This is a genomic window from Streptomyces sp. NPDC096040, from assembly GCF_040303265.1.
In the GTDB taxonomy this organism is placed as follows: Bacteria; Actinomycetota; Actinomycetes; order Streptomycetales; family Streptomycetaceae; genus Streptomyces.
On the sequence record NZ_JBEOTA010000026.1, the window covers coordinates 123133 to 135678 of the forward strand.

12 protein-coding genes and 1 tRNA gene are annotated in these 12546 nt (G+C 67.0%); 5 read left to right on the plus strand and 8 right to left on the minus strand.

Annotated features, from left to right (window positions below):
• Positions 1–43: 43 nt before the first annotated feature.
• Positions 44–1270, minus strand: a complete 1227-nt coding sequence (locus ABTY98_RS31300) for a pyridoxal phosphate-dependent aminotransferase (protein ID WP_352224415.1) — start codon at positions 1268–1270, stop codon at positions 44–46.
• 262 nt (positions 1271–1532) lie between these two features.
• Here ABTY98_RS31300 and ABTY98_RS31305 point away from each other — a divergent pair.
• The 3 genes from ABTY98_RS31305 (at position 1533) to nusG (ending at position 3005) form a co-directional block, all read left to right on the plus strand.
• A tRNA-Trp gene (locus ABTY98_RS31305) sits at positions 1533–1605 on the plus strand.
• 108 nt (positions 1606–1713) lie between these two features.
• Positions 1714–1998 carry a preprotein translocase subunit SecE gene (gene secE / locus ABTY98_RS31310; RefSeq protein WP_352224416.1) on the plus strand — a complete coding sequence of 95 codons (285 nt, stop codon included), beginning with the start codon at positions 1714–1716 and terminating at the stop codon, positions 1996–1998.
• A gap of 80 nt (positions 1999–2078) precedes the next feature.
• The gene (gene nusG, locus ABTY98_RS31315) at positions 2079–3005 is read left to right on the plus strand and encodes a transcription termination/antitermination protein NusG (protein WP_352224417.1); all 927 of its coding nucleotides are present in this window, start codon (positions 2079–2081) and stop codon (positions 3003–3005) included.
• Positions 3006–3064: 59 nt separating this feature from the next.
• On the opposite strand, the gene ABTY98_RS31320 is transcribed toward nusG, so the two are convergent.
• The 6 genes from ABTY98_RS31320 to ABTY98_RS31345 all read right to left on the minus strand — a co-directional run bounded on the left by ABTY98_RS31320 (position 3065) and on the right by ABTY98_RS31345 (position 8862).
• Entirely contained in the window at positions 3065–4330 is a 1266-nt protein-coding gene (locus ABTY98_RS31320; protein ID WP_352224418.1) for a tyrosine-type recombinase/integrase, read from the minus strand.
• A gap of 700 nt (positions 4331–5030) precedes the next feature.
• On the minus strand, positions 5031–5270 hold the full coding sequence (locus tag ABTY98_RS31325) for a helix-turn-helix transcriptional regulator (RefSeq protein WP_352224419.1): 240 nt from the start codon (positions 5268–5270) through the stop codon (positions 5031–5033).
• Between the two features lie 250 nt (positions 5271–5520).
• Positions 5521–7110 carry an AICE element replication initiation protein gene (locus tag ABTY98_RS31330; protein ID WP_352224420.1) on the minus strand — a complete coding sequence of 530 codons (1590 nt, stop codon included), beginning with the start codon at positions 7108–7110 and terminating at the stop codon, positions 5521–5523.
• 59 nt (positions 7111–7169) lie between these two features.
• A complete protein-coding gene (locus ABTY98_RS31335; RefSeq protein WP_352224422.1) occupies positions 7170–7718 on the minus strand; it encodes an HNH endonuclease in 549 nt (182 codons plus the stop codon).
• Between the two features lie 2 nt (positions 7719–7720).
• The gene (locus ABTY98_RS31340; protein ID WP_352224432.1) at positions 7721–8494 is read right to left on the minus strand and encodes a hypothetical protein; all 774 of its coding nucleotides are present in this window, start codon (positions 8492–8494) and stop codon (positions 7721–7723) included.
• Between the two features lie 5 nt (positions 8495–8499).
• A complete protein-coding gene (locus tag ABTY98_RS31345) occupies positions 8500–8862 on the minus strand; it encodes a hypothetical protein (RefSeq protein ID WP_352224423.1) in 363 nt (120 codons plus the stop codon).
• A 209-nt stretch (positions 8863–9071) separates the two neighbouring features.
• Between ABTY98_RS31345 and ABTY98_RS31350 the strand changes: the two genes are divergently transcribed.
• Positions 9072–9428, plus strand: coding sequence for a GntR family transcriptional regulator (locus tag ABTY98_RS31350; RefSeq protein ID WP_352224424.1), 357 nt, complete (start codon positions 9072–9074; stop codon positions 9426–9428).
• Positions 9429–10727: 1299 nt separating this feature from the next.
• Positions 10728–11306 carry a cysteine hydrolase family protein gene (locus ABTY98_RS31355; RefSeq protein WP_352224425.1) on the plus strand — a complete coding sequence of 193 codons (579 nt, stop codon included), beginning with the start codon at positions 10728–10730 and terminating at the stop codon, positions 11304–11306.
• A gap of 261 nt (positions 11307–11567) precedes the next feature.
• Here the strand turns inward: ABTY98_RS31355 and ABTY98_RS31360 are convergent, their stop codons facing one another.
• On the minus strand, positions 11568–11858 hold the full coding sequence (locus ABTY98_RS31360) for a hypothetical protein (RefSeq protein ID WP_352224426.1): 291 nt from the start codon (positions 11856–11858) through the stop codon (positions 11568–11570).
• Between the last annotated feature and the right edge of the window lie 688 nt (positions 11859–12546).

Consider the following 12546-nt stretch of genomic DNA (forward strand, 5'->3'; position numbering starts at 1 on the left):
CCCGCACGCGCGCGTGGAGTGCACGAGAAGAGGACGGGGATGATCAGTCCTTGGCCTCCGCCAGCAGCTTCTGCATCCGGCTCACGCCCTCGGCGAGGTCCTCGTCACCGAGCGCGTACGACAGCCGCAGGTAGCCGGGCGTGCCGAAGGCCTCGCCGGGTACGACCGCGACCTCGGCCTCCTCCAGGATCAGCTCGGCCAGCTCCACCGAGGAGGCCGGCCGCTTGCCGCGGATCTCCTTGCCGAGCAGCGCCTTGACCGACGGGTACGCGTAGAAGGCGCCCTCGGGCTCCGGGCAGACCACGCCGTCGATCTCGTTGAGCATCCGCACGACGGTCTTGCGACGGCGGTCGAAGGCCTCGCGCATCTTCGCCACGGCCTCCAGGTCACCGGAGACGGCGGCCAGGGCGGCGACCTGCGCCACGTTGGAGACGTTCGAGGTGGCGTGCGACTGGAGGTTCGTGGCCGCCTTGACGACGTCCTTGGGACCGATGACCCAGCCGACCCGCCAGCCCGTCATCGCATACGTCTTGGCGACACCGTTGACGACGATGCACCTGTCGCGCAGCTCGGGGAGGATCGCCGGCAGCGAGGTGAACCTCGCGTCGCCGTAGACGAGGTGCTCGTAGATCTCGTCGGTCAGCACCCACAGGCCGTGCTCGACGGCCCAGCGGCCGACCGCCTCGGTCTCGGCCTCGCTGTAGACGGCGCCGGTCGGGTTGGACGGGGAGACGAAGACCACGACCTTCGTCTTCTCCGTGCGCGCCGCCTCCAGCTGCTCCACGGAGACGCGGTAGCCGGTCGTCTCGTCCGCGACGACCGGCACCGGGACACCGCCGGCGAGACGGATCGACTCCGGATACGTCGTCCAGTACGGGGCGGGGACGATGACCTCGTCACCCGGGTCGAGGATCGCGGCGAAGGCCTCGTAGATCGCCTGCTTGCCGCCGTTGGTGACGAGGACCTGGCTCGCGTCCACCTCGTAGCCGGAGTCGCGCAGCGTCTTGGCGGCGATCGCGGCCTTCAGCTCGGGCAGACCCCCGGCCGGCGTGTAGCGGTGGTACTTGGGGTTCTTGCAGGCCTCGATCGCGGCGTCGACGATGTAGTCCGGGGTCGGGAAGTCGGGCTCACCGGCGCCGAAGCCGATCACCGGGCGCCCGGCGGCCTTCAGGGCCTTGGCCTTGGCGTCCACGGCGAGGGTGGCGGACTCGGAGATCGCGCCGACTCGGGCGGAGACCCGGCGCTCGGTGGGAGGGGTTGCAGCGCTCATGGGGTCCATCGTTTCAGACCGGAAACCTGCGTGGCACGCCGGTTTCACAGACTGAACAACCACGGACCGGACCGTGAACAAGCGTGCTGATCCGGCCCCCGGCCAGGACGATCTTCCGTACGGTCCTCCCGGACTGCCACTTTCTGTTCGACGCGGCGCCGCGGACCACGTACACTCTCACCTCGTTGGCCTTCAGCGGGCGCGGCTGAGCCGGTGCACTCCGAGCACTCGGCCGGATGCGGTACGTTGGGGGACACAGCAAAGGGTCGTAGCTCAATTGGTAGAGCACCGGTCTCCAAAACCGGCGGTTGGGGGTTCAAGTCCCTCCGGCCCTGCTACACACACCGCCAGGATGTGTGCGCATGTACGTACAAGTATTGCACCGCCGTGCGGCTCAGGAACCGGGCGCGGCACGGCCACGACCCGGGATCAGGTGAGGATGAATGACGGACGCCGTGGGCTCCATCGATACGCCTGATGCTCAGGACGAGGTGTCGGAGTCCAGGAAGGCCCGCAAGGGCGGTAAGCGTGCCAAGAAGGGCCCGCTGAAGCGCCTCGCCACCTTCTACCGCCAGATCATCGCGGAGCTCCGCAAGGTCGTCTGGCCGACTCGTAACCAGCTGACGTCGTACACCACCGTGGTGATCTTCTTCGTCGCCATCATGATCGCTCTGGTGACCGTGATTGACTATGGACTCAACCACGCTGCCAAGTACGTCTTCGGCTGAGCACAGAGCGAAGGGCGCCGTGGTACCGGCGCCCGTTTTCGCATGTTCCACCCCTATGTATCCAGGAAGAAGCAGCCATCGTGTCTGACCCGAACCTGAACGACGACGCCACCGAGCCCCGCGGGCAGGCGGCCGAGACGGTCGACGACGAGCTCGACATCGTCGAGGGCGCAGACGAGCAGGACGAGTTCGAGGCTGCCGAGGCCGAGCTTGGGGAGCCGGCCGAGAAGGCCGCGATCCACGTCGAGGACGAGGACGCTGTCGCGGAAGAGGCCGACGAGGTTGACACCGCGGAGGCCGACGAGGTTGACACCGCGGAGGCCGACGAGACTGACGTCGCAGCGGTCGAAGAGGCCGAAGAGGCTGCCGAGGAAGAGCCCGCCGAGCCGGTCGACCCCGTCCAGGCGCTCCGCGAGGAGCTGCGCCTGCTGCCGGGTGAGTGGTACGTCATCCACACCTACGCCGGCTACGAGAACCGCGTGAAGACCAACCTGGAGCAGCGCGCCGTCTCGCTGAACGTCGAGGACTACATCTTCCAGGCCGAGGTGCCGCAGGAAGAGGTCGTCCAGATCAAGAACGGCGACCGCAAGACCATCAAGCAGAACAAGCTGCCCGGTTATGTGCTCGTCCGCATGGACCTGACCAACGAGTCCTGGGGTGTCGTCCGCAACACCCCGGGTGTCACCGGCTTCGTCGGCAACGCCTACGACCCGTACCCGCTGACGCTGGACGAGATCGTCAAGATGCTCGCTCCCGAGGCCGAGGAGAAGGCCGCTCGGGAGGCCGCGGAGGCCGAGGGCAAGCCGGTGCCGCAGCGCAAGGTCGAGGTCCAGGTGCTGGACTTCGAGGTCGGCGACTCGGTCACCGTGACCGACGGCCCGTTCGCCACGCTCCAGGCCACCATCAACGAGATCAACCCCGACTCCAAGAAGGTCAAGGGTCTGGTGGAGATCTTCGGGCGTGAGACGCCGGTGGAGCTTTCGTTCGACCAGATCCAGAAGAACTGAGCCTGATCACGAGCTAGAGGCGCCCCCACCAGCGGTTTTCCCGCTGGTGGGGGCGTTGCTCATGCGGCCTGGGCCGTCTCTGGGCCGTCTTCTGCCTTGCCGGCCGCCTCGTACATGCCGTCGACAGCGTTCCGGGTGCGGCTCTCGCTGCTTGGCATGAGGTGCGTGTACGTCCGGAGGGTGAACCCCGGATCGCCGTGCCCCAGGTACTGGCTCAGCGCCTTGATGTTCTCCCCGGCGTCCAGCAGCACCGAGGCGTAGAAGTGCCTCAGCGCGTGCATGCCGTCCTCTCGCGAAGACTGGGCGCGCTCGCCCGGCTTGGGCTCAGGCAGGACACCAGCGGCTACGAGGGCGGGCTTCCATACGTGGGTGTTGAAGTCGTTCCGACGGCACGCCCCGCCGTCGTGGCTCGTGAAGATGAGCCGCTTGGTCACCTTCGGCCCGTCCGGCTTGAGCCACGGGAGGGTGACGTTCACGGGCGGACACGCCTTCATGTGGGCTGCAAGCGCGTGCCCAACCCGCTCGGGGAGAGGCACGTCACGGACCTTGCCGCCCTTCGGCGGGGCGAAGACCTGGTGACCGTTCACGAGCTTCACCTGAATGCCCACATGCAGCCAGCCTGTGAGGAACCCCACCTCATCGACCGGTAGGCCGAAGATCTCCCCCTGTCGGAGCCCGCAGCCGCCCCCAGCGTCGACCATGGCGCGGAAATGCTCGGGGAGTGCGGCCTGCACGGCGAACACCCGCTCGGGAGTCCACGGGCGGACCCGGCCGGGGGACGGCTTGGGCGCCTTGACCGAACTGGCCCGGCACGGGTTTCGGGTGATGAGTCGGTCATCCACGGCGGCCGTGAAAACCGCCGACACGTTGCCGAAGATCACGCGCCGGTACGAGCCGGCCGGCAGGGCATCCTCCAGGACGCGGCTCCACTCGCGGATGTGCTCGGGCTGGAACGCCCCGAGGGGCCGTGAGCCGATGTACGGGAAGGCGTGAAGCCTGAGCCGCATTTCCACGGCCGAACGCGTCGCCACGTCCGTGGTCTGCGCGGCCACCCAACGTTCCGCGTACTGCTGAAACGTGGTGCGGCCCGCCTTGGGGTCGACGTACTGACCGCGAGACATGTCCGCCTCGATGTGGGCGAGCCACTGTTCGGCGAGACGCTTCTGCCGGTCGGGGAAGCTCTTGGACTTCTCAGTGCCGTCGGGGCCGACGTACCGGGCCCGGTAGCGCATGCCGGTCCCGTGGCGGTCGGTCTTGCTGCGCTCGGTCCTGCCGTCGGTGGTCGTCTCGGTCTTGTACCAGCGGTCTTGGATGTGGCCAGCCATGTGGGCTGACTCCCTTCGGTAGCAGGGCGGGGCGGGGCCGTGTGGGTCCCGTTGGGCCTGTTTCGGGGTGTGCTGGGCCAGGCCTGCTACTTGCTAGAGGCCTGATCACTTGGGGTTTGGGGTGCTAGCGGGGTTGCTACCGGTAGCGGATGGGGGTGGTACCGGTAGCAGGCCCCGGCGGGGCTCAGGGAGGCTGAGGCAGGGGGTCTGGGGTGCTTTCCTGAGGGGGTTTTCGGGGGTGCTGGGGGTGTGCCTCCCTGCCTCCCTGAGAGGCCATCTGCGCTGATCAGGTAGAGGGAGGCGGGCAAGGGAGGCAGTCAGGGAGTTCTCCCTCCGTCCCTTGGCCGGCGGGCCGTGCTTCCCTGTCTCGCGCCGTGTCTGCCGGGCCCGGCGGGGAGGCGGCGGCAGGGGCCCCGCGGGGCTCTGTGAGGGGGTGTTCGGGGTGGTTGCGGCGGTGCCTCCCCGCCTCCCCGAACGGGTCTTTGCGCTGATCAGTGCGGGGGATGGAGGGCGGGGAGGCGGTTGGGGAGTTCTCCCCGCCTCCCCAGCGGGGGAGGTGCTGCCTCCCCCGCCCTTCCGGGCCCGTTTCGGGGGCGCCGGGGGACGGGCCGCTAGACGCTAGATCGCAGGTCAGGGCCAGGACCGGCCGCTAGCGGGGTTGCTAGACCTAGCAGGGGCGGGTGCTAGGTCTAGCAGCCGTTCACGCCGCGTCTTCGAGGGCGGTCCGTTCCGCCTCCCAGGCCTGTACGGCGGCCGGGTTGAAGCGGAGGTAGCGGCCGACGCGGAAGCCGGGCGGGCCGATGCGCTTGCGGCGCCACTGGTAGACCGTCTCGACGCTCGGGAGGCTGAACATGGTGACCAGGTCTTCGGGGGTGAGGTAGCGGTCCGGGAGGCCGCCGCGCAAGAGGGTGCGCGGGTTGGTCGGCTCTTCGGTGGCCATGGGGTGGTGACTCCTCGTGTCCGTGGGGGCGGTGCGTGGGAGTGGTGCCGGTCGTCGTCCTAGAGAGTTGGTGTATTTCAGCGTCCGCAGCGTCCTAGCGTCCGCAACACCGGGTTGCCGCAGGTCAGTTGGGGTGAGGGTTGCGGACGCTAGTGCGGACGCTGCGGACGCTGGACGGCTGTAGCGTCCGCAGGTTCGACGTGTCCGGGCCGCTGGTGTGCGGCCCGGCCCGGATGGCTTTCCGGCTACGTCATCCCTGTTCAGGCCAGGTATCGCGCTCCCGTGGCGGGCCGGTCTCCGGCCAGAGAGAGGCCTGGTCGGGTGCGGACGCTGACTCTCCCTCGTCGGGTGCGCGGGAGAGGGTGAGGAGCTTGTTCCGCATCCGGTCGCGGCTACGCTGCGTGTCGTCCACCGTGATCCCGATGGACCGCAGCAGCGGAGCGAGCCGCTTGACGCGTCCGCCCGCGCGGGTGGCGTCCACGGGCCAGTTCTTCGGCCTCACCAGCGGGACGGGCAGGGCTTCGAGCAACTCGCCGGCCGTGCCCTGCCACGTCCCGGCCTTGTCGACCAACTGCGCGATAGCCATGGCGAACGGGTCGCCTTCCATCGCGTCCGTGGCGACGTTCGCGGAAGTGGCGAGGTAGTCGCCCAGGGTGTTCCAGCCCTGAGTCTGGTCGACGGCCGCCAGCACGCGGGCGAAGTCGGCCATGCGCGGCATGGACTCCAGCCGGATGGACGGCAGGACTGCGAGCGCGCACGCCAGCACGTCAAACAGGGCCCCGAGGACGGCCGGGCGGACCACGTCGAACGTGGCGTCCAACTCCTCTTCGGAGCGGCGCCGGGTGGCGTCGATCAGCTGCAAGTCGAGCATGAGGACGCGTTCGGCCAGGTCCCCCGCGAGTGCCCCGGCGTCGATCGTGGTCATGGCGAGCACCCGCTTGAAGGTGAGCACCACCACGTCGTCATCGGTGTACAGGGCCCGGTCGACCACACCGTCACCGGTCACGGCCTTACACAGGGTGTCCGACAGCCACGGCGGGATCGTTGAGATGTTGTCCAGACACAGAGCCCATGAGCTGAACGCCTGCCTAGACCACGCCTTTTCGTCCCGTGGCTGACTGCGCTTGGCGGCCGGGGACGGGTCGATCAGGTTGATGAACATCTGCGCGGCCTTGGACTTGCCCGTGCCCTGCTCGCCCTTGCACACCAATGCCGGGTGCGGGATATCCGGAATCCACGCGGCGACCAGCCACGCCACGAGCTGATGGAACGCGGACTCATCCATGTTCAGGAGCGCGTGCAGCTTGGCCAGCCCGTCGCCGTCCAGGACCGGTTGGGGCATCGGGGCCATCGCTCCGGAGCGGCGGAAGAGCACCGGGGCCCGGTCGACCACCTGCCAGCCGATCCCGGAGACGACCACCGCGCGGCCATCGGCGCTGCCGAGATCGACCACGATCGCGCCGGACGCATCGCGGCCCACCCGCAGGTTCACGGCCACCGGGTCGTCGTCCTCGGCGACGCCTTCCAGGACCGTCATCGCGTCCGCGAGCGCGGACTGTGAGGCGACCTCACCGGGGTAGGCGTCCGCGAACTTGCGAGCGAGACGCTGCCGTAGACCAGCCTTGCCCCGCAGGGGCAGGGCGATGTTCGGGCCGTTGAGGGCGACCGCGTAGGGGCGGCCGTCGGTGGACATGACGAACCGGTACTCCTCGCGCGCCATGACCACGATCCGCGCGGCGGCCGGCGGGGGCTTCCCGTCGTCCCCCGCCCCCGCGGTCGCCCGGCGTCGCGTGTTCACGGCCTTGCCTTGGGTGTTCACGCCGCCGCGTGTCTCGTTCACGGGACCGTTCATCGGGCTCACGGGTCGGGTCGATCCGTTCACGCTGCCGTTCACGGCGTTCACGCGAACACCGCCTCTCCAGTCGGGCCTGTGCACGTCCGAACGGGTCGGGGCGCGCGCAGGCAGTCGGGTCGGATCGACGCGCGGCGGGCGACCGCACGGCAGACCGGTCGGGCCACCCGCTCCGGGCCGTGACGCCGGGCGTGACGCGGTTCGTCACGCAGGTCAGGGGTCGATCGACGGTCGATCGGGTCGGGCCTCCACACGGCCTCGAAGGTCGACCGGTTGGCGTGGGCGAGTCGGGCCAGCAGGGGCCAGACGGCCGGGTCGGCGGTCGGCTGAGTCGGGTCGGCCCACCGCAGCAGGACCAGCGCGAGCGAGAGCGGGAACAGGTCGGCCTTGGCCTGGTTGCAGTCGCCGCACGCCAGCATCAGCGACGTGACCGACCACGACCGCCACAACGAGTGAGGCACGATGTGATCGAGGGTGGCCTCACTCAGGTCGATGAACGGGCGGCAGCAGTAGGCGCAGTGCTGCCCGTGGCGGCGCGCGAGCTGTTCCCTGCGCAACCGCCGCTTCGCAGAGTTGAGGGGGTGTCCGTTCCGCACGGCTACCACTCCGCCCGAACCGGCCGCAGCCACGTGCCGTCCGGCGCGGCCGGCGGGGTGAGCCCGACCAGGTAGCCCCCGGCGTCCGGACGCACGATCAGGGGCGCGGGCTGGCTGCGGTCCCAGCGCACCAGGTCGAACGCGAACCGGCGGCGGTAGTAGTCCGGCAGCGCTTGCTTGTACAGCCACTCACGGTCCCGGTCGCGGTCGGCGGTCCGGCCGAACTCGCCGGACATGAACGCCCCGAGACGGACCAGGGTCTCGGTCGGCACGGCCGTCACACCCTCGTGGATGGCACGAGCCAGCATCAGCTTGCGGCGCGGGAGCTCCCGGAACTCCGCCATGCGGTACCGGTCCAGGCTCGACAGGTAGATGGCCACGCCCACTTCCCCGGCCGTCATCGGGCGGGAGCGGGCCCCCTCGTACCAGAACGACAGAGCGAGCCGATAGGCGAACCGGCGGCAGTGCGCCACCTCGGGGAACTCGTCTGCGGGCAGGTCCTCGAACGTGGGCGTGATGCCCGCGATCCCCGCCGGACCGAGCGTGCGCACGGCGCCGTTGAGCGCGTCGTAGAGAGTGTCGGTGTCGGGGACCGGCACGGCGAGTTCGTCGGCGGCCGTCTCGAACAGCGCGGCGGCGGCTTCCGTGACCGTCAGTTCCAGCCCCATGACGGGGATGGTGGGGAAGTCCTCCCCGGCGGGGCGCCGGTCCATCTCCGCAAGGGAGAAGACCGGCGCCGCGCTCGGAGCGACCTGCGCGTACAGCGCGTCCGTCATGTGCGTCACGCCGCGACCCCGTACACGCGGGTGATCGCGGCGGCCAGAGCGCGGGCCCACTTCACGGTGGCCCGGTCCCCACGGCCGTCCAGGGCCGCCAGGGCCTTGGCCGCCTGGTCCTCGAACATGACCACGTCGGTGGCCAGGATCGCGAAGTTCAGAGCGTCCCGAACGGCCTGGTCGTCGTCCAGCTCCTCGTACACGAGACCGCCCGACTCCATCAGCAGTCCGAGCATGTCGGCGAACGACAGGTGCGCCACGACCGGAACCGCGACCCGAACGAACTCCTCTTCGTCCGGCTCACCGAAGACGTTCACGCGTCGGCCGGGCAGAGCCGGAAGACCGGACAGGAGGGTTGCAGGCATCATGGATGTACCCCTTCGAGGGTCAGGGAGCGGCTGACTGCTTGGCCGCAAGGCCGCTCCTGCGTTTGTTGGCCCCAACGGGTCGTTTGGTGCGGGAACACCGTCGGCCCGTTGGGTGCCTTGCTGTGCACTACGGTGCACTAGGGCGCCTTGCTCGTCAACCCCCTGCGGTCCCCTAGTGCGCATTGGGGTGCCTGGCGTAGCCTGTGGCTATGCCGATCAATCGAACTGGGGCAAGGCCGCTCAAGGCGCAAATCCTGGATGAACTCAGAAAGCGACTGGCCACAGGGCAGTACGAGGTGGGCGCGAAGTTCCCGTCGCTGCGTGAACTGACGTCTGAGTTCGACGTAGCCGAGATGACGGTGCAAGGAGCAGTGCAAGAGCTCCAGCGCGCAGGGTTCCTCGAAACCGTGGCGGGCAAGGGCACCTTCGTTACGGCACTCCCTGAGGCGGCGGACTCTCCGCCGGCCGACCCAGACGCGTGTGACTGCACCGAAGTGAACAAGCTGCGAGTGGAAGTGGCAGAGATCCGGGCCCGGCTCGAAGCCCTTGAACGGGCGGACTCCTGACGTACCGTCGATTTGGCATGCATCGAGCGTGCCTCCGACGGGGGAGGACCGGCAGACGACAGGGACTGACAGTGTTGGACAGGCAGCGCGTCCATGGACAGGGGGACACGAAGTATGGACAGGGGGACAGCCGACAAGGAGCAGCGGTTCGTTCCGAATCAGGTGTTGATTGGCCTCAGGGGTGAACGGGGATGGGGTAGGCCAAGACTGGCTAAGGCTTTGGATTCCCTCTGTGCGAGCAAGGGATGGAGTTCCCCCGGGTTAGCCGCACTTGAAAAGGCCCTGTATCGAATTGAGACAGGGCGGGTCGCTCGGCCGGATGATTTTTATACCCGCCTGCTCTGTGAGGCGTACGGGAAGTCTGCTCACGAACTCTTCGGTGACCTTTACGCAAGATCTCCGATTGGGGAAGCGTCAGCCTGTGACCTGCGGAGTCATAAATTCATTCCGGTATTCGTGGGCCCTGCTGTTGCGGCCAAGCTGGTCGATTCGCAAGAGATGTGCGGCGCTGATGCTCAATGGACTGACTGTCACCGGACGGAAGTCGCTCTCCCAGGCGCACAATGCACCCTCTATAGCTGGCCGTTCGGTGTCGTCATGTATCACGTCGTTGAGGATCGTCCTATCGAGCAAGTTGCCGAGTTAGCCGTTTGGCGCCGGTCCTCCTACGAGGAAAACATGGCTTGGGCGCAAGAGGAATTGCGCAAACTAACCGGCATTGAGGACGTGAGCGCTTCATATGTACTCAGCTTCTATTGGTTGGACCGTTCTGTATGGTCAGGCATCCAACTGGAGACGGCACTACGCCTAATATGCATGCCTCGTGTCTTACTCGAACGCGATGACGTCCGCAGTGACACAAGGGATTCGTTTGGGCATGCAACCCTGATCGAACAGGCACTCTTGCGCGAGGGATTCGATCACCCGGAGCTGGTGAATTTTGGAATCAAGGGCATTTCCCACGGGTATGCATCCTGGTCTGGTGTCGTATATCACCCAGTTGCGCCAGAGCGCGGACTGTCTGAGCAGGATCTAGTGGCCTGCGAACTGGCCGTTCAGGCCATTTGGGCATACTGCGATCACATCAGGGGTCAGGTGGAAAAGGGGCTCGACCCCGAAATTCCTCCGGAATTCGGATGGAGGTTCCTCAGAGGAATCAGATCGCGAATCACGACCGAGCGCCCGAGGGAGACATCTCAACATCGGGCCATGCGGGAGGCTATTGTGGAAACCAGCGGCCTTGCGCGACACCTGTCACAAGCTGTAGAAACGCTACGTGAATGCGAAGGGCAGTAAAAGGTGGACAACAACAAGGCCGTGCTCATCGTGGTTGACGCACAAAATGGCTTCATTCGCGAACCGTCAAAGCCTGTAATCCCCGTGATCGCAGACCTCGTTTCTCGGTGGCAGGAGAACGGGGGTGATGTGGTTTTCACCCGCTATCTGAACTACCCCGGAAGTCCATTTGAGCGCATGATTCACTGGACTGCACTACAGGATTCGCCACAGACAGATATCGTCTCTGATCTGCTCCCTTTGGCGCGGCGGGCAACGGCTGTCCTGGACAAGACGATTTACAGTCTTTTCTCGGATGAAGGCGCAGAACTCGTTGAGCAACACGGGTGGACTGACCTATATATCTGCGGCATCGCCACGGAAAGCTGCGTACTCAAGACTGCGGTTGACGCATTCGAACGAGACCTCACGCCGTGGCTTCTTGAAGACGCGTCAGCGAGCCACGCTGGCTCCGCTGTGCACGACGCCGGGATTCTGGTAGCCAGCCGATTTATTGGCGTAGACCAGATCATCAAGACAACCGATGTGCCACGTTCGCTACTTCCGGAGTCTTCGTCGGCCGAGCGCGCTCACGCGGGATAGAACGAGCGGCCACGGCCGCACGACCCTTGGCAGCTCGCTGCGCTCGCGCGGCGGCGCTCGGGACTCCAACGGCCCTTGCGCCCCCTGAGATAGCAAGGCTTCGGCGTAGTCGCGTGCTGTCCGGTTCACGCGGATTTGCCACGTGGCTTCGAATGAGTCTGTTGGCCCCACGGGAACCACTGGTCGGGGGCCGTTCACCTGGCGGTGGGTGCGGGATTTGAACTCACGACGACATCGCTGCCACGACGGTTTTCAAGATTGTCACCGTGAGCGGGCCGCATCGCGTGCCTCAATGATGAGAGTCTGCACCTCCATGATCACATCACGGAGGCGACCCGGCTGCACGCCCTCGCGTGCCATCCACTCGTCGAGGCGGGGATGGAGGTAACTGACCGCCCACGGACCGGGGCGCCTCAGCATCGAGCGGCTGACCGAGATCTCTTCCTGGATCTCCCGACGCAGTTCGTCTGTCCAGCCCTGCTCGCGATCAGCACTTCCCAGCGGAGCTTTTAGGGCGACCACAGCCTTGCCGAGGGACTCTCGCAGATCCATGGGCTCTCCAATCCAAGCATCCCGAACCGTGAGCTATCGCGCCTCCCGGTTCTAGCAGCACCCACGTTGGAGTACAGCAGCAGGAGTACCGCAACCACAGCAACCCTCCCCGTCCGCTACTGGTGATCCTCGAGTGGAGTCACCCGTAGAACGGACATCGCCGCAGCGCCCGCGAAGCTGATCCGGGACCACTGGAAGATCGAGGCCCTGCACCACGTCCGCGACACCACCTTCGCCGAGGACGCCTCACAACTGCGGACCGGGAACGCTCCCCGGGCCATGGCGACCTGGCGCAACCTCGCCATAGGAGCCCTCCGGCTTGGCGGTGTCAGGAACATCGCCGCCGCCCTCCGCCACAACGCACTACCCGCCCCCTCTACCGAAGTAAGGACCCCCGTCTACCCGGCGACCCTGGCAGCGGGCAAGAAGAGCACCACGTTCGGGCCGCGCTCCTCTTTCTTGTGCAGGGCGGACCCCCTCTACCCGGCGGCGCCATTCGAGGAGCGAAGAGACCACCTCATCGCGGCGCCGGGGGTGGCCTCTTCGTCGTTCCGGAGGGTGCAGCGTCCGCAGCGTCCGCACCCATCCCCTCACTAAGCCTTGATCCACCGGTCAGCGCCTTGTGGATAGCGGCTAGGAAAACGAGGAAGTGCCTTGTGACCTGCAATGATGGGAGTTCTTGAGGCTC